The sequence below is a fragment of the uncultured Tateyamaria sp. genome (assembly GCF_947503045.1).
Taxonomy (GTDB): Bacteria; Pseudomonadota; Alphaproteobacteria; order Rhodobacterales; family Rhodobacteraceae; genus Tateyamaria.
Genome location: NZ_CANNCF010000003.1, coordinates 175280 through 191241 on the forward strand (window position 1 = coordinate 175280; position 15962 = coordinate 191241).

A 15962-nucleotide genomic window follows, 5' to 3' on the forward strand; every position below is an offset into this window, starting at 1 on the left:
TCCGCCCGGAGTCAAGCCGCAGGCGCCGGGCCATTGCCAGCCCGTCCCGGCGGGATGGCGATATGACACCCTTCGCAAACAGCTGATCGGCAAGATGAACTTGGCAGCCATAAAGCGCACCAGCGGCCAAGTCGGCTCGCCATCCCACGGGCTGTCGCTGGCCCGGCTCACGTTGAGCCAGGGTCAGGACAGGTTTGGAATTCTAAAACGCATACAAAGTCGGCTCTGCGGGACGAAGCGGACGGAACAATCTTTCCGCTGAACGGCGGTTTCTCGTACGTACTTGGTCAAAATCGGGTATTACTCAGATGTTCGGAATTCGGGAGGTCGCCTTGGCTAAGGAAGAAATCGCTGACCTCATTGAAACGTACCTCCTTGCGTGGAACGCTCGCGACTTTGAAAAGATGGCATCGCTCTTCTCTGAGCCTGCCACTTACATCGTTCCAAGCGGCAATCTTCACATTCCGGACAAGGACGCGCTTGTTTCGAAGCTGCGGCAGCAGTTTTTCACGCTCGAAGCTGAAGGTTTCGACCACACCGAGATTGAGGAAGTCGTCGTCACTATGTGCAACGATTATGCTGCATTGGCCGAACTCAGGAACCTGCGACGCCTGAAATCTGATGGGTCGGAAATTGCCGCAATCGACGCCCTTTACATTTGTGTGCTGGAGGAAGGGCGTTGGCAGCTCAGTGTTGGAATGGCTGGCGAATGCGGCTGGAATGATAAAGATGGATCGACAATCTAAGCGCGCATCTCTTTCCGAAGATGCCCCAAAGACCGCAGCTTCAGCCGCACCCATGACATTCACTGAAGTGAATGCGTTATCCTGCGCCACGAAGCCCTAGAAAAACTCAGTTTGGGTGTGGCACGGTTCGAGCTTGAAAAAAGTAATCAGACATTCGTATCGGCCGCAACAACGGTCACAGTGGGCTCACTCCCGCCCTTCGCCAACCCCCATCCACCGCTTTGCGTAGGATGGGCAATCTGCCCATCACCCCCCAAAAACCTCGTTAAACCCCCGCTCCCCCCTGGCCGTCACCCGGATCACTCGATGCCCCGGGACGCGCCGGATCCAGCCCGTCTCCTCCATACGCGCCAGCATGGCGCGTCCAAGGCTGCCAGCAAGGTGATTGCGCCGCTCGCTCCAGTCCAGACAGGACCGGCACAGCGGCGCGCGCGCGTCTCTTAACGCGGCGATGTCGATGCCAAACCCGGTGGCAAAAACAACACCCGTATCCGTCAGCGACACCTCGTCGTCCTGCTCCGCCAGTGCGCCACGCGCCAGCAGCGCACGGTACATCTGCACCCCCATGCGCCCTGCAAGGTGGTTGTAACAGACCCGCGCCTGCTGCATCTGCGCATCGCGCGGCCCGGTACGCACCCGTGTGGCTCCACGCCGCGCCGCCAGCCCCATCAGCGCCTCAAGCACGCCCGCCACATCATCATCGGCCAGCTGAAAATACTTGTGTCGCCCCTGTTTGCGTGGGCGGATCAGCTGTCCGTCGGTCAGTTTTGACAAATGCCCGCTGGCCGTAGACAGCCCCACCCCGGCCTCACCTGCGAGTTCAGACGCCGTCAACGCCCGCCCGTCCATGAGGGCCGTCAGGATATTGGCCCGCGCCGGATCGCCGATCAGCGCGGCCACCTGAGAGATATCTGGGCCTTCTTTCATAGTTCGACCGTAACCGAAGCATTCACGTCACGCAATACGCTATCCCGGACCCATACCAAAACGGAGAGAGACCCCATGCTGACCTGCATCATCCAATACCAGATCGATCCGACCCAGCGCGCCGCCTTTGCCGAATATGGCGCGCGCTGGGGCGAGGCCATTCCGCGCTGCGGCGCCGACCTTGTGGGCTATTTCGCCCCGCACGAAGGGTCCTCGACCCTGGCATACGGCATCTATCACATCGAAAGCCTTGCCGCCTACGAGGCCTACCGCGCGCGCCTCGCCGATGATCCCTTGGGACGCGAGAATTACGCCCTTGCCCAGTCCAAAAAATTCATCCTCAAGGAGGACCGCACATGGCTGAAATCCGTGCATCGGTAGGGTGGGGATTCACCCCACCATGCCCCCACAACGCGCCACCAAATCCTAACGATTGGTAAATTCACCTCTGTAACCCATTGATATCTAGTGCCTCGGCGGATGTCCCTGCATGGGACACCGGTGGACAACCCCGCCTCGATCCGCCAAGACACCCCAAATCCAAAGGAAGGCAAACATGATCGCCGTCATCTTCGAAGTCTGGCCCAAGGACGGCCACCGCGCCGCCTATATGGAGCGTGCCGCCGCCCTCAAACACCACCTCGCCGACATCCCCGGCTTTATCTCGGTCGAGCGGTTCGAGTCGCTGATGGAGCCGGGCAAGCTGCTCTCCCTCTCCTTCTGGGAGGACGAGGCGGCGCTGGAACACTGGCGCCGCCTGCCCGAGCACCGCGCGGCCCAATCGTCGGGGCGCGACATCCACTTTGCCGATTACCGCCTGCGCGTGGCCGGGGTCATGCGGGATTACGGCATGACCGAACGGGATCAGGCCCCCGCCGACAGCAAAGCCTTACATGACCGATAGCCCCAACATCACCTGGGTCAGCTGGGCCATGGTCGCAACGCTGGGCCTGACATGGGGGGCCACCTTTCTGGTGACCGAGGTGGCGCTGGAGGGAATCACGCCTTTCTGGCTCGCCGCATACCGCATCGTCTTTGCCACGGCGGTGATGGTGCCGATCTGGCAATGGCGAGGTCAGGCGCTGTTTGCAGCACCCCCATCTTCCGCCACCAAGGTCGCCGTTCTGGCCATTGGCGGGTTCAGCACCGCCATCCCCTTCATGCTGCTCGCCTGGGGTCAGCAATATGTGACCGGTGGCTTTGCGGGCGTGTCGATGGCGTCCGTCGCGCTGATCGTGCTGCCGCTGGCCCATTTCCTAGTGCCGGGCGAGCGGCTGACATGGCGCAGATCGCTCGGGTTCGGAATCGGATTTGTCGGGGTTTGCGTACTGATCGGCGGGCAGGCCTTTGAAAGCTCAGGCGCCACACTTGAAACAGCGGGGCGGATTGCCTGCGTTTCGGCCGCCTGCTGTTATGGGATCAGCTCGGTGATGATGCGTCGTCTTCCCACGATTGATCCCATTGGGCTGTCCACCATTCTGTTGCTGATCGCTGCGGCAATCACCGTGCCGCTCGCGCTGATCAACGAAGGGTTGCCGCCCCTCCCCAACACCAAGACCTTGCTGGTCATCGGCTTTCTCGGCCTTGTGCCGACGGCGGCGGCCAACCTGTTGCGGGTCATGGTGATCCGCAGCGCGGGGCCTGTGTTCATGTCACTGACGAATTATCAGGTGCCGGTGTGGTCGGTGTTGATGGGCGCGTTGATCCTGAGCGAGCCGCTGCCCGCCAGCCTGCTTTTGGCGATGGTGCTGATCCTGATCGGCGTTGGCCTCAGCCAGTAAGGGGCGCTGCGCCGCTTGTTCCGGGCGGCGGGGTGAAACCCCGCCCTACGGCGTTGTCCCGACCGCGTCTTGAACGGCGGCGACCACCTGATCGACGCTTTGGTTCAGGATGCCTTCGTCTTCGCTTTCCGCCATCACGCGGATCAGCGGCTCGGTCCCAGACTTGCGGATCAGCAACCGCCCGTTGCCGTCAAGGCGCGCTTCGGCCTCGGCAATTGCGGCCTGAACCGAAGGAATGTCGAGCGGCGTCTGCCCGGATGCATAGCGGACGTTCTTGAGCAGTTGCGGCACCGGGTCGAACACATGCATGACCTCGCTTGCGGGGTTGCCCGTCTCGATCATTGCCGCGAGAAACTGCAGCGCAGCCATCAGCCCGTCGCCCGTGGTGGCGTAATCCGTCATCACGATATGGCCCGACTGCTCTCCGCCCAGGTTGAACCCGCCTGAGCGCATGCGTTCAACCACATAGCGGTCCCCAACGGCGGTGCGTTCAAGGCCCACACCCTTGCCTTGCAAAAACCGTTCGAGCCCGAGATTGGACATGACAGTGGCGACCAGCGCGCCGCCCTTCAGGCGACCTTCGGCGGCCCAGCGTGCGGCCATCAGCCCCATGAACTGATCCCCGTCGCCCACGCGCCCCTCTTCGTCCAGCAAGATCACGCGGTCCGCGTCGCCATCGAGGCAAATGCCCACATCCGCACCGTGCGCCACCACGGCCTCGGCCGCGGTCTGCGGGTGCATCGACCCACATCCGTCATTGATATTGTACCCGTTTGGCGCGGTGCCCACGGGGATCACGGTCGCCCCCAATTCCCACAGGGCCTCGGGCGCGACGCGGTAGGCGGCCCCATTGGCGCAGTCCACCACCACCTTGAGCCCGTCCAGCCGCATCTGGCGCGGGAAGGAAGATTTCACCCGCTCGACATAGCGGAACCGGCCATCATCGATCCGCTTGGCCCGTCCGATATCGGTGGCAGCGACCGGCTCAACCCCCGAGGCGACGAGCGCCTCGATCTCGGCCTCGGCGGCGTCCGACAATTTATAGCCATCGGGGCCGAAGAACTTGATCCCGTTGTCCGCAGCCGGGTTGTGACTGGCCGAGATCATCACGCCAAGGTCCGCCCGCATCGAGCGTGTGAGCAGCCCCACAGCCGGTGTCGGCACAGGCCCCAACAGCAGCACGTTCATGCCTGTACTGGTCAGCCCCGCGGTCAGTGCGTTTTCAAACATATAGCCCGACAGGCGCGTGTCCTTGCCGATGACGACGCGGTGAACGGAATCCCCATCGCGGCGGAAATACCGCCCAACGGCGGCCCCGATGCGCAGTGCCATTTCCGCAGTCATGGGGGATGTATTGGCGGTGCCGCGCACGCCGTCTGTACCGAAAAGTTTGCTCATGTCAGGGATGTGCCACAGCAGCGCGCCACAGCGCAATGGCCTGCGCGTGTTCGGCGACGTCATGAGCCCGGATGATCTGCACGCCCTGGGCGATGGCGGCCAGCGCCACGGCGATGGAGCCGGGCGCGCGGTCGCGGGCCTCCGGTGCGTTGCCGATCGTGCCGATAAACCGTTTGCGCGATGCCCCCAGCAGGATCGGCACGCCCAGCCCATGAAACAGGCTGATCCGGTTGAGGATGGCGAGGTTATGGTCAAGCGTTTTGCCAAAGCCGATGCCCGGATCGGCGGTGATCTCGCTACGTGGGATGCCGGTGGCCACAAGACCTTCGATCCGCGCGGCCAGCGCGTCATAGACGTCCAGCAGCACGTCGTCATAAGTGGGATTGGCCTGCATGGTCTGCGGCTCACCTTGCGCATGCATCACGCAGACCGGTACGCCGCGCGCGGCACAGAGGGGTGCGAGGTCCGCATCAAAGGTAAATCCCGAGACGTCGTTGACGATGCTGGCCCCTGCATCGAGCGCTGCAACGGCGACGTCAGTCTTGCGCGTGTCAATCGAGATTGGTGTGTTTATCCCGGCGGCGCGCAGGCCTGCGATCACCGGTGCTGTGCGCGCAATTTCAGTCTCGGCAGGCACAAGTTCAGCGCCGGGGCGCGTGGATTCGCCCCCGATATCAAGGATATCCGCCCCTGCCGCGACCAGCGTCTGGCCATGGGCGATCCCCGCCTCCAGCGTGTCAAAGGCGCCCCCATCGGAAAAACTGTCCGGCGTGGTGTTGAGGATACCCATGAGGTGCGGGGCATCGCCGTGGCTGACAAAGCGGGCCCGTTCGCCGTCGCTTAATTCACTGGCCGGGATTACCTGCGGGGCATCCTGGCGGGACAGCACCTCGACATGGGTGAACCAGCACCAGCCCACGCGCACGGCCTCCGGCGGCATCATTGGGCCCACCTGCATAAGCGGTCTGAGGTAACGCATCGCTTAGATTGCGGCCTGGGTGGCGGCGATCACGCGCAAAGCGACGGACGTATCTGCGGGCGCATCATCCCCGATCACCAGCATCTCGCGCGCCTCAAACGTGGCAGCAAACCAAGAGGCGAGCGCCACCGCATCCGCACCCTTGGCAGAGGGGCCATCGACCGCATCCAGCACGATCTTGGAGGGTGCCCAGACGCAGATCTGGCCGTTGCGCATGGCCCAATCAAGCTCGGTGCGGGTCTCGACCACCTTGCAGCGGGCATCGCGGGCGGCCAGCACCCATGCGTTCTGCTCAATCGCGAGCAGGTCGATGCGGCGTTGCGCCAATGGGTGGCTCGCGGCGGGTGCGGCGTTATCCGAGGGGCCGACGCAAAAGATCAGCGGGCGGCCCATGGCCTCAAGCTGGTCGATCCATGCGCCAAGATGCGGTGCCGCAATGGCTGCGTTGGACAGGTACACCAGTTCGGGGTGCAGCACGTCGCCATCTGTCTGCGCCGTGACCGGGTGCACCGTGCCGCGACTGCGCACAATCTCGACCCCCAGCGCGCCAGGGCCGCGATCCAGCTTTTCGATGCGGACAAAGACACGCATCGCCTGGGGTTCCAGCAGAATACGGTCGGCCACCCGTTCGGCGAGGGTTTCAAGCAGGTTCAGACGTTCGTCCGACAACTCATAGGCAATCGCCTCAGTCACCTTGTCATAGCTGAGGATGCGGTCGACATCATCGTCGATGGGCCCGGTCAGCGGGCGGACTTCGACCACCACATTGCAGCAAATGCGCTGCGTGACGCCGCGTTCAGCCTGAAAGGCGCCGATTTCAACATCCACGATGTGATCGCGCACCGAAATGCGATCCAGCGGTGCACCGGTGGCCGTGGCCTCGGACCGTTCAGACGGATGAGAGAAGGCGAGGCGGATTTCAGAGGCCATGTAAGGCGCCTTTGCAAAAGGATCAGCGTGGCCGTTCTAGCGCCCGCCTTATGGCATGGACAGGGGCAAACGCGCCGCCCCCGCACCTGAAAGCGTCACACGGGAGCCTAGTTCGTGGCCGTCCGGTATGTGTGGCGGTAAAAGACGTGCACACCGATGGCAGCCGTCTTGCTGTACACACGCGACCATTTGGGGCGCACAGCGGTGGTGTGATAGTGCGTGGCACCACTTGTCAGCGCGGGCGCGCGGCCATCCATCACGGCGCGGGCCACTTTGCCAACATTGCGATAGGCGCCCTTTTCGCGGATCGTGTCGGGGTTGCCATCGCAGGTATAGGTGAACTGGCACTGGTATTTGCGCCCGGTGCCCTGATTGATCACGGCACAGATATTGTCGGGAAAGCGCGAGCTTTTGACCCGGTTCATGATCACCTCGGCCACGGCAAACTGACCCTTCAGGGTCTCGCCGCGGGCCTCGAAGTACAGGGCCTCTGTCAGGCAGGCCCAATTGGCATTGCCGCTCGGGGTCGGCTGCGTGTCCAGCCAGCTGCGCGAGAACGACACTTCGGTGACGCCTTCGGGCGCGGTCAGCAGACCGGTAAAGCGCGACGTTGGCACAGTGCTGAGCCCGCGGGCTTCGGCCTTGCGCACGGCGCTGCTTGCATCATGGCTTGGTGCTTCGGCAGACAGGCTTGTCGCCAAAGCAAAAATTGCCGCCAGCGTGGCGGCGGGCTTGAATGTAAAACGCATGTAATGACCCCCAGGATCTTTAGATCAAAGCGCCGTCTAGACAAAAAAAACGCGTACGTCCAGTTTTCTGCACTGCAGCAAGCGGGATGGTGCCTTGCACTCAGGCGCGCATTGGGCGTCTCAGACGAACCAGCGGGCGGTTAACCAATTGTTAAGACTTGGTTATCTGACTGGAGATGGCCAATTGTGCCGCGGCAAGGCGGGCCACGGGCACGCGGAAGGACGAACAGGACACATAGTCAAAACCCGCCGCACGACAGAATGCAATTGATTCGGGGTTGCCGCCATGCTCGCCGCAGATCGAAAGGGTGATGTCGGGGCGTGCCGCCCGCCCCCGTTCTGACCCGAGTTTGAGCAATTCGCCCACGCCATCAATGTCGAGCGTATGGAACGGATCTTCGACAAAGACCTCCTGACGCACGTAGTCGGACATGAACCGGCCTGCATCATCACGGCTGAGCCCATAGGTCATTTGCGTCAGGTCATTGGTCCCAAAGCTGAGAAAGCTGCAATGCTGGGCGATGTCTCCGGCGCGCAAGGCGGCGCGGGGCGTTTCGACCATCACACCAAGGCGGTAGGTGAACTCGGCCCCTTTTTCGGTCGCCACGGCTGCCGCGATCCCGTCGACATTGGTTTTCACCAGTTCGACTTCACGCTTGGCGCTGACCAGCGGGATCATGATCTCGGGCACAACCGGGTCGCCGTCGCGGCTGGCCTCAATCGTGGCCTCGAAAATGGCGCGGGCCTGCATTTCGTAGATTTCAGGCATCGTCACCCCAAGGCGCACGCCACGCAGACCCAGCATGGGATTGTATTCCATCATCGCCTCGATCCGTCGGGTCACCACGGACAGAGGCAGATCAAGCGCCTCGGCCAGTTCGCGCTGGCCGTTGCGGTCGGTGGGCAGGAATTCGTGCAAGGGCGGGTCAAACAGGCGGATGCAGACCGGCTGGCCCTGCATGATGTTGAACAGCTGAATGAAATCCGCGCGCTGCATCGGCAAGAGCCGTTCGAGCACGGCGCGGCGGTCATCGCTGGTCTCGGCAAAAATCATCTCGCGCATGACGGTGAGGCGGCCGGGATCGAAAAACATGTGCTCGGTCCGGCACAGACCGATGCCCTGGGCGGCAAAGTTGCGCGCGGTCTGGGCGTCAGCAGGGGTGTCGGCATTGGCGCGGATGTCGATGTCGCGCATCTCGTCGGCCCAGTCCATCAGGTCCTGAAAGGCGTCATCGAGAGACGCCTCCTGCATGGCCGGGGCGCCCAGCAGAATGGTGCCGTTGGTGCCGTCCACGGTGACGACCTCTCCCGCAGGGATCACGCGCCCGTCCTTGGTGAGCAGTTGTCCCTTTTGGGTCTGAAAGCGGATGTCGCAGACCCCCACGACGCATGGCAGACCGATGCCGCGCCCGATCACCGCGGCGTGGCTGGTGATGCCGCCGCGTTCGGTGATGACGGCCTTGGCCGCGTGCATGCCACGGATGTCCTCGGGCGAGGTTTCGCGGCGCACAAGGATGCAATCCTCGTCCCGCGCGGCACTGGCCTGCGCTTCGGCGGCGGAAAAGACCAGCTTGCCGGTGGCCGCGCCGGGGCTGGCGGCAATGCCGCTGCCCAGCAGGTCCCGCTTGGCATGGCGGTCGATCTGGCGGTGTAGCAATTCATTGAGCGCATTGGGCTCGATCCGCATCAGCGCCTCCTGGCGCGGGATGATGCCGTCGCGGGCCAGTTGTACGGCGATGCGCACCGTCGCGCGGGACGATCGGGCCACTCGCACCCCGTCCAGAATGCGCAATTGTCCGTTTTCCACAGCGAATTCCAGCTGCATTTCCTCGCGCAGCTTGGCGCGCATCAGCTTGGCGTGATCAACGAGCTGGGCAAAGCAGTCTGGCACGGTATCTTCCAGCGAGGGGCCGCGCGGGTCGCGGCAGATGTAAAGACTGTCGGCATCCTGTGCCAGCGCGTCGCGCCCCTGCGACTGGCGCAGATAACGCCCGGTGATCTGCGGCATGCCGGTCTTGGACGAGACCAGTTGCAGCACGCCCGACCCGCTTTCGCCCTGCCCCACGCCAAAGGCCATCTGCTGGATGACAAGGCCGAGCCCTGCATCGAGCGGCGCGCCCTTGGCCTGTCGCAGCAGGCGGGCTGACGTGCCCTCCCACGCGCGGGCCATGGATTTGAGCACCCCGGCCAGTTGTTCGGCCCGGGTGGCGGGAAAGGGCATTTCGGTCTCGCCCTCATAGGCGCTGAGGACTTCGGCAAGCGCGGCAGGTCCCTCGCCCGTGATCTCGTCGAACATGTCCGGGTCCAGCCGGTCGACATGGATCGCATAGCTTTGCACAAAGCGGGTGAAGATGGCCGCCGCCGCATCCGGTCCCAGCGTGCCACAGAGCACCTCGTAGCGCGCATCGTTGGTGCCGATATTCAGAATGGCGGAAGGGCCGCCCCAGTCGGGGTCTTCGGACGAGGGCCGCACGCAGAGCAGCGCGTCTTGCGGGAACTGGCGCAGGATGGCGTCGATATCGGGCAGATGGCCGCTCGCAATCCGGTGCACCGCGTCAAAGGACAGCGCCACCGTGGTCGGAACCGGCAGCTCCAGCCGCGCCAGTCTTTGCAGGCATTTCGCCCGTCCCCCATGGGTTTCGGTGGCGATGGGCGCGTCGGGTGTGACGAGGGTTGTGTTCGGGTTATTCTGCACTGCGGCGTTCCTCTTCGCGCGCAGCATAGAGTTTAACGCTTATGTGACAAGAGGGCTGATGTGCATGCGCCTGCGGCGGGCCGGATGGGGGCTCTGCCCCCCGGCGCTATGCGCCTCCCCCCGTGGTATTTTTGGTCAGAAGAAGCCTTAGCCTTCGATTTTGGTGAGGTCCGCGACCGACAGGCACAGGGTGCGTATACGGCTGAGCAGGTTCAGCCGGTTGCGTCGGACGGTCTGGTTGTCGGTGTTGATTTGCGTGGCTTCAAAGAACGCATCAATGGGTGCGCGCAAGGTCGCCATGGCGGACATGGCGGGGGTGAAGTCCTGCGCGGCCATGGCCGGGGTGATTTGCGCCTCGGCGGCGTCGAGGGCGGTGAACAGCGCGCGTTCCTCATCGGTTTCGGCGAATTTGGGGTCCGCACCATAGGAGTATTCGACGCCGTCCGCCTCTTCGGCCTGGGTGAGGATGTTGTTGGCGCGTTTGAAGCCCTGGATGAGGTTTTGGCCATCGTCCGTTGCGAGGGTTTCGGAGAGGGCTTTGGCGCGTTTGACCAGAAGTGTGAGGTCGTCGTTGCCCTCCATCGCGATGCAGGCGTCGATGATGTCGTGGCGGATGCCTTGGTCCTTGAGGTACACTTTCAGGCGGTCGTGGAAAAAGGACAGCAGGTTGTTTGCGGCATGTGGAGCCGCAGCGATCGCTTCTTCTTGAATATCTTGGTCCATATCTGGAGCTACTTCCAGGAAGGCCTTCCAGAAATCATCGGCAACGAAGTCCAAGCCGGCATCGTCAGCTTGGCGAATGTACTTCATGTATGCTTCACGAGTTACTTCGACTTGGCTGTTGCCAAGCATCAAAGCCAGTTGTGTGACTAATACAGAGTTCAAACGTAAATTTGTGCCACTCTCCAACACCAACCGAATAACCCCCAACGCCGCTCGACGTAGCGCAAAAGGGTCCTTACTCCCCGTGGGTTTCTCATTTATCGCCCAGAAGCCTGTCAGCGTGTCGAGTTTGTCCGCGAGCGCGACGGCCACGGAAACAGGCGCTGTGGGCACATCGTCGGACGGACCCAATGGCGAGTAATGTTCCTGCGCGGCGGCGGCGACGGCTGCATTGCGACCGGCAGATTCGATGTAATACCGCCCCATAAGCCCTTGAAGTTCCGGGAATTCATAGACCATTTCGCTGCTGAGATCGGCCTTGGCCAGACGCGCGGCCTCTTCGGCCATGTCAGGGTCTGCGCCGACGACGGGCGCGAGTTCGCGGGCCAGGGCAGCGATGCGGTTGATGCGGTCGGCCTGTGATCCAAGTTCGTTGTGGAACGTCACGTTTTCAAGCGCTTGCGTCCACACACTCATGTCGGATTTGGCGACGCGCAGGTCATTCTCCCAAAAGAATTTTGCATCCGACAGGCGTGCGCTCAGCACCTTTTCGTTGCCGGCGAGGATCGTAGCCCCATTGTCCGCGGTTTCGCGGTTGGCGACGGTGATGAAGCGTTCGATTCGACCCGTCTTCGGATTGCGGACCGAGAAGAACTTTTGGTGCTCTTTCATGGAGGTCTGCAGCACTTCGGGCGGCAGGTCGAGGAAGTCGTCCCCGATCCGGCCCATCAGCACCACAGGCCATTCGACCAGGCCCGCGACCTCGGCCAACAGGCCCGCATCCTCGACCACCTCAAGCCCGCTTGCAAAGGCCGTGTTGGTCGCTGCATGCCAGATCGCGTCAGCCCGTTCGGCGGCATCCAGCACCACATTGGCGCGCTTGAGCTTTGCACTGTAATCCTCAAAGGACGTTACAGAAATCTGTGCAGGTGCCATGAAGCGGTGGCCTTGGGTTGTCGCCCCGGAGGTGATCCCGTCCACATCCAGCGGCACCACGTCGCAGCCTGCCTCATCCGTGAGGATGCACAGGATCGAATGCAGCGGGCGCACCCATTTCAGCGCACCACTGCCCCAGCGCATCGACTTGGGCCAAGGGAAATTCCGGATGGTGCTTTCCAACACTTCGGCAATGATCTCTGCCGCCGGGCAACCCGGTTTCTCGATCACGGCAAACAGCACGGCACCTTTGGGCGTCTCGCGCGTTTCGATCTGATCGCGGGAGAGGCCCGCGCCACGCAGGAACCCCTCGATCGCCTTTTCCGGGGCGTCGGCCTTGGGGCCTTTGCGCTCTTCGCGGGTGGTGGGCGAGCTGGCAAGCAACCCCTCGACTGTCAGGGTGAGGCGGCGCGGTGTGGAAAAGGCCGCCGCCGAGGCATAGGTCAGCCCCGCCTCGACCAGCCCATTGGTCACCAGCTTTTGCAGATCCTGCGCAGCACGGCTTTGCATGCGCGCGGGGATTTCCTCGGAAAAGAGTTCGATCAGAAGATCAGGCATTATTCACTGTCCCGTTTTGGGCATTCTTCGCCCACGATGGTCCCGTCATAGGCTTTTTCGCCACAATCATTGAGTTCGTGCCAGACATAGCCCCGCCCGTCCTCGGTGATGGCGACAATCCGGTCGACGCCGAATTCCACGTTCTTCTGGCCCAGAAACGGCAGCGCCGTGCCTGCGTAGAGTTCGGCGGCGATCGCGTCGGCGTCAAAGCAGTCAAACCAGTGCGGCGCATTGCGCGGCGTTGCATCTTCGAGCCCGACAAAGGTTTCGGTGAGCAGCGACAGCGACATATCCGTGGTGAAACAGGCGCGGTAGCGGATGGGCGAGCTGTCCGCGTCAATCGCCTCGAAGGCGTCGATGGTGATCGGCTCGGGCGCGTCTGACACCACTGACACAAGCTGCACCTGGGCCTCGGCCACCGGTTCGTAAAACCCGTAGACCTGCAGATAATACAGGGCGGCACCGCCAAGGACGGCCGAAACAAGGATGCTGCTCACAATGATTTTCCCGTTCACGCCGCGTCCTCGGGCTGCCAGCCGCCCGCGCGGGTCTGCACAAACGCATCCGCACATTGCTTGGCGAGCGCGCGCACCCGTCCGATATAGGCCTGCCGTTCGGTGACCGAGATTACGCCGCGCGCGTCCAGCAGGTTAAACATATGGGAGGCCTTGATGCACTGGTCATAGGCCGGGTGCGCCATGATGATCCGCTTGCCGGTCTTGGGGTCCACATGTTCCTGAGCAAGGATCTTTTCGCATTCGGCCTCGGCCTCCTTGAACTGATCCAGCAGCACGTCCGTATTGGCCACGTCGAAATTCCAGCGTGCGTATTCCTCTTCGGTCTGTTTGAAGATGTCGCCGTAGGTCAGCGGGATGGGGGTTTGCGGATTGTTGAACGGCATGTCCATCACGTGATCGACGCCAAGGATGTACATCGCGAGCCGCTCGAGCCCATAGGTCAGCTCTCCCGAGACGGGATGGCAGTCATGCCCGCCAACCTGTTGGAAATACGTGAATTGCGACACTTCCATGCCGTCACACCAGACTTCCCAGCCCAGACCCCATGCGCCCAGCGTCGGGCTTTCCCAGTCATCCTCGACAAAGCGGATGTCGTGCAGGGCCATGTCCACGCCAATGGCCTCAAGCGAGCCGAGATACAGTTCCTGCAGATCGGGCGGGCTGGGTTTGATCAGCACCTGGTATTGGTAATAGTGCTGCAGCCGGTTCGGGTTCTCGCCATAGCGCCCGTCCGTGGGGCGGCGCGAGGGCTGCACATAGGCTGCGGCCCAGGCCTGCGTGCCAAGGCTGCGCAATGTTGTCGCAGGGTGGAACGTCCCTGCTCCGACTTCCATGTCGTAGGGTTGCAGAATCGCACAGCCTTTGGAGGCCCAGTAGGACTGCAATCTCAGGATGATGTCCTGAAAGGAACGCGGTGTTTCGGGCAGGTTGGACATGGCGCATGGCCCCTTGATGGATGCGCGCCTTTCCTACGGCCCGCCCATGGGGAGGTCAATTGCACGTGCGGTGTCTTTTTTGCGGGTATTCCCCCATTTTCTTTGCGCGGTTTCCTGCTTAGTCTGCGCATCAGGAAAAACGGCACAAAGACCTTTAAAGGGGATATCGGGTGATTTTCAGACGGGTAGCGTTTGCGTGGGCGGTGATCCTCGTGTGGTGCGGCGCGGGGTTTGCGCAGGACAATGTGGTGTGGGTGCAGATCGAAGCCCAACCCAGCCTCAGCGAGGCGACAGATCGCGCCCGGGCCTATGCCGCCGATGTGCCGGATGTGAACGGCTTTTCCCTTGGCGGTGGCTGGTACGGGATCGCCCTTGGGCCCTACACTCGCCCTGACGCCGAACAGGTGCTGCGCGTCTACCGCAACGAAGGGGTCATTCCCCGGGACAGCTACATCGCCCTTGGCACGACCTTCCGACAGCAATTCTGGCCCGTGGGCGCCAATGTGCTGGATCGCGGCGCGGTTGAGGCACCTGTGGACACGCCTGCAGCCTCCCCCCCGGTGGAGCCGACACCTGCCGCAGAACCCGTGGCCGCTCCGCCTGCCCCGGATGAAACCCGCGCCGAGGCCCAGCGCAGCGAACGCTTGCTGACCCGCGCCGGACGCGAGCAGTTGCAGATCATGTTGAAATGGGCCGGGGTCTATCCCGGTGCCATCGACGGCGCCTTTGGCCGTGGCACGCGCGCCGCCATGTCCGCATGGCAGGACCAGAAAGGGTTTGAGGCCACGGGCATTCTGACCACCGGCCAACGCGCGGCCCTTTTGCGGGACTACAATGCCGTGCTGAACGATCTGGGCCTCGCCTCCGTCCGTGACGAGACCGCCGGAATCGAAATCATCCTGCCCATGGACGTGGTTGCCTTCCAGAAATACGAATACCCCTTTGCCCATTACACGTCGTCGGGCGAGATTGATGCGACCGTGCTGCTGATCAGTCAGGCGGGCGATCAATCGACCCTGTTTGGCCTCTATGACATCATGCAGACCCTCGACATCGTGCCGCTGGACGGGCCGCGCGAACGGCGGGACCTGTCATTCACGTTGGTGGGCGAGGATGCGACCCGCATTTCCGAAACCCGCGTGTCGCTGCAGGACGGGCAGATCAAAGGCTTTACCCTGATCTGGCCTGCGGGCGATGAGGAACGGCGTTCGCGCCTGATTGCCGAGATGAGCAACAGCCTTGAACGGTTGGCCGGGGTTATCCCGCCCAGCGCCACCACCGAGGAACAGGCCATCGATCTCGTCTCTGGCCTCGAGGTGCGCAAACCGCGCCTGTCGCGCTCGGGCTTTTTCGTGGATCGGCGGGGGACCGTGATCACCACCTCCGAAGTGGTGGGATCCTGCGGACGCGTGACGCTCGACAGCGAGACCGAAGCAGATGTGGCCCTTGTGGATGCTGCGCGCGGCGTGGCCGTGCTGACGCCCACCACCGATCTGGCCCCGCTGGCCGTGGCCCGGTTCAGCGACATCACCCCGCGTCTGCAGTCCGAGGTCGCAACGTCGGGGTACAGTTTCGAGGGCGTGCTGGGCGCGCCATCCATGACCTTTGGCACGCTCAGCGATGTGCGGGGTCTTGGCGGAGAGCCTGACGTGCTACGCATGGACATGGGCACCCTGCCCGGCGATGCGGGCGGGCCAGTGCTGGATGCAGGCGGCGGTGTTCTGGGCATGTTGCTGCCCGAGGCGCAATCAGGCCGCGCCCTGCCGCAAGGCGTGCGCTTCGCGCTCGACCGGGGTGCCTTGCAGGGTGTGCTGGAACAGGCGGGCATGGCCGCTGCCGGGACGGACAGTGCGACACCCATCGACCCGGTGGATCTTACCGGTGAGGCAACGGGCATGACCGTGTTGGTCAGCTGCTGGGACTAGGCG

At 62.9% G+C, this 15962-nt stretch carries 14 protein-coding genes; 5 read left to right on the forward strand and 9 right to left on the reverse strand.

Annotated features, from left to right (window positions below; translation table 11 throughout):
• Positions 1 to 332: 332 nt before the first annotated feature.
• Positions 333 to 746 (forward strand): nuclear transport factor 2 family protein, encoded by a 414-nt coding sequence (locus Q1A89_RS14625; RefSeq protein WP_299729683.1) that lies wholly within the window; start codon positions 333 to 335, stop codon positions 744 to 746.
• Positions 747 to 992: 246 nt separating this feature from the next.
• Here Q1A89_RS14625 and Q1A89_RS14630 read toward each other — a convergent pair whose 3' ends face one another.
• Positions 993 to 1673 carry a winged helix-turn-helix domain-containing protein gene (locus Q1A89_RS14630; protein ID WP_299729686.1) on the reverse strand — a complete coding sequence of 227 codons (681 nt, stop codon included), beginning with the start codon at positions 1671 to 1673 and terminating at the stop codon, positions 993 to 995.
• A gap of 75 nt (positions 1674 to 1748) precedes the next feature.
• On the opposite strand from Q1A89_RS14630, the gene Q1A89_RS14635 reads away from it, so the two are divergent.
• The 3 genes from Q1A89_RS14635 to Q1A89_RS14645 all read left to right on the forward strand — a co-directional run bounded on the left by Q1A89_RS14635 (position 1749) and on the right by Q1A89_RS14645 (position 3454).
• On the forward strand, positions 1749 to 2054 hold the full coding sequence (locus Q1A89_RS14635; protein WP_299729689.1) for an NIPSNAP family protein: 306 nt from the start codon (positions 1749 to 1751) through the stop codon (positions 2052 to 2054).
• 175 nt (positions 2055 to 2229) lie between these two features.
• Complete coding sequence (locus Q1A89_RS14640; protein ID WP_299729693.1) at positions 2230 to 2577, forward strand: antibiotic biosynthesis monooxygenase; 348 nt, start codon at positions 2230 to 2232, stop codon at positions 2575 to 2577.
• Complete coding sequence (locus Q1A89_RS14645; RefSeq protein WP_299729696.1) at positions 2567 to 3454, forward strand: DMT family transporter; 888 nt, start codon at positions 2567 to 2569, stop codon at positions 3452 to 3454. Before Q1A89_RS14640 ends, Q1A89_RS14645 begins: the two co-directional genes overlap by 11 nt.
• Before the next feature lie 45 nt (positions 3455 to 3499).
• On the opposite strand, the gene glmM is transcribed toward Q1A89_RS14645, so the two are convergent.
• From glmM to Q1A89_RS14685, 8 genes are all read right to left on the reverse strand, one after another.
• Positions 3500 to 4852, reverse strand: coding sequence for a phosphoglucosamine mutase (glmM, locus tag Q1A89_RS14650; protein WP_299729699.1), 1353 nt, complete (start codon positions 4850 to 4852; stop codon positions 3500 to 3502).
• 1 nt (position 4853) lies between these two features.
• A complete protein-coding gene (gene folP, locus Q1A89_RS14655) occupies positions 4854 to 5831 on the reverse strand; it encodes a dihydropteroate synthase (protein WP_299729701.1) in 978 nt (325 codons plus the stop codon).
• Positions 5832 to 5834: 3 nt separating this feature from the next.
• Positions 5835 to 6761 (reverse strand): dihydroneopterin aldolase, encoded by a 927-nt coding sequence (locus tag Q1A89_RS14660; RefSeq protein ID WP_299729705.1) that lies wholly within the window; start codon positions 6759 to 6761, stop codon positions 5835 to 5837.
• A 107-nt stretch (positions 6762 to 6868) separates the two neighbouring features.
• The gene (locus Q1A89_RS14665) at positions 6869 to 7510 is read right to left on the reverse strand and encodes a cell wall hydrolase (RefSeq protein ID WP_299729708.1); all 642 of its coding nucleotides are present in this window, start codon (positions 7508 to 7510) and stop codon (positions 6869 to 6871) included.
• Positions 7511 to 7661: 151 nt separating this feature from the next.
• Complete coding sequence (locus tag Q1A89_RS14670) at positions 7662 to 10232, reverse strand: putative PEP-binding protein (protein ID WP_299729711.1); 2571 nt, start codon at positions 10230 to 10232, stop codon at positions 7662 to 7664.
• Positions 10233 to 10352: 120 nt separating this feature from the next.
• Entirely contained in the window at positions 10353 to 12581 is a 2229-nt protein-coding gene (glyS, locus tag Q1A89_RS14675) for a glycine--tRNA ligase subunit beta (protein WP_299729714.1), read from the reverse strand.
• The gene (locus Q1A89_RS14680) at positions 12581 to 13096 is read right to left on the reverse strand and encodes a DUF6446 family protein (RefSeq protein ID WP_299729717.1); all 516 of its coding nucleotides are present in this window, start codon (positions 13094 to 13096) and stop codon (positions 12581 to 12583) included. The genes glyS and Q1A89_RS14680 overlap by 1 nt, the downstream gene beginning before the upstream one ends.
• Entirely contained in the window at positions 13093 to 14034 is a 942-nt protein-coding gene (locus tag Q1A89_RS14685; RefSeq protein ID WP_299729720.1) for a glycine--tRNA ligase subunit alpha, read from the reverse strand. The genes Q1A89_RS14680 and Q1A89_RS14685 overlap by 4 nt, the downstream gene beginning before the upstream one ends.
• Before the next feature lie 170 nt (positions 14035 to 14204).
• On the opposite strand from Q1A89_RS14685, the gene Q1A89_RS14690 reads away from it, so the two are divergent.
• Positions 14205 to 15959, forward strand: coding sequence for a serine protease (locus Q1A89_RS14690; RefSeq protein ID WP_366524496.1), 1755 nt, complete (start codon positions 14205 to 14207; stop codon positions 15957 to 15959).
• Positions 15960 to 15962: the final 3 nt, after the last annotated feature.

Excerpts from the sequence above, each read along its gene's own strand:
- Q1A89_RS14630 (WP_299729686.1), bottom strand. The coding sequence starts at position 1,673 with ATGAAAGAAGGCCCAGATATCTCTCAGGTGGCCGCGCTGATCGGCGAT.
- Q1A89_RS14635 (WP_299729689.1), top strand. The coding sequence starts at position 1,749 with ATGCTGACCTGCATCATCCAATACCAGATCGATCCGACCCAGCGCGCC.
- Q1A89_RS14640 (WP_299729693.1), top strand. The coding sequence starts at position 2,230 with ATGATCGCCGTCATCTTCGAAGTCTGGCCCAAGGACGGCCACCGCGCC.
- Q1A89_RS14645 (WP_299729696.1), top strand. The coding sequence starts at position 2,567 with ATGACCGATAGCCCCAACATCACCTGGGTCAGCTGGGCCATGGTCGCA.
- glmM (WP_299729699.1), bottom strand. The coding sequence starts at position 4,852 with ATGAGCAAACTTTTCGGTACAGACGGCGTGCGCGGCACCGCCAATACA.
- folP (WP_299729701.1), bottom strand. The coding sequence starts at position 5,831 with ATGCGTTACCTCAGACCGCTTATGCAGGTGGGCCCAATGATGCCGCCG.
- Q1A89_RS14660 (WP_299729705.1), bottom strand. The coding sequence starts at position 6,761 with ATGGCCTCTGAAATCCGCCTCGCCTTCTCTCATCCGTCTGAACGGTCC.
- Q1A89_RS14665 (WP_299729708.1), bottom strand. The coding sequence starts at position 7,510 with ATGCGTTTTACATTCAAGCCCGCCGCCACGCTGGCGGCAATTTTTGCT.
- Q1A89_RS14670 (WP_299729711.1), bottom strand. The coding sequence starts at position 10,232 with ATGCTGCGCGCGAAGAGGAACGCCGCAGTGCAGAATAACCCGAACACA.
- glyS (WP_299729714.1), bottom strand. The coding sequence starts at position 12,581 with ATGCCTGATCTTCTGATCGAACTCTTTTCCGAGGAAATCCCCGCGCGC.
- Q1A89_RS14685 (WP_299729720.1), bottom strand. The coding sequence starts at position 14,034 with ATGTCCAACCTGCCCGAAACACCGCGTTCCTTTCAGGACATCATCCTG.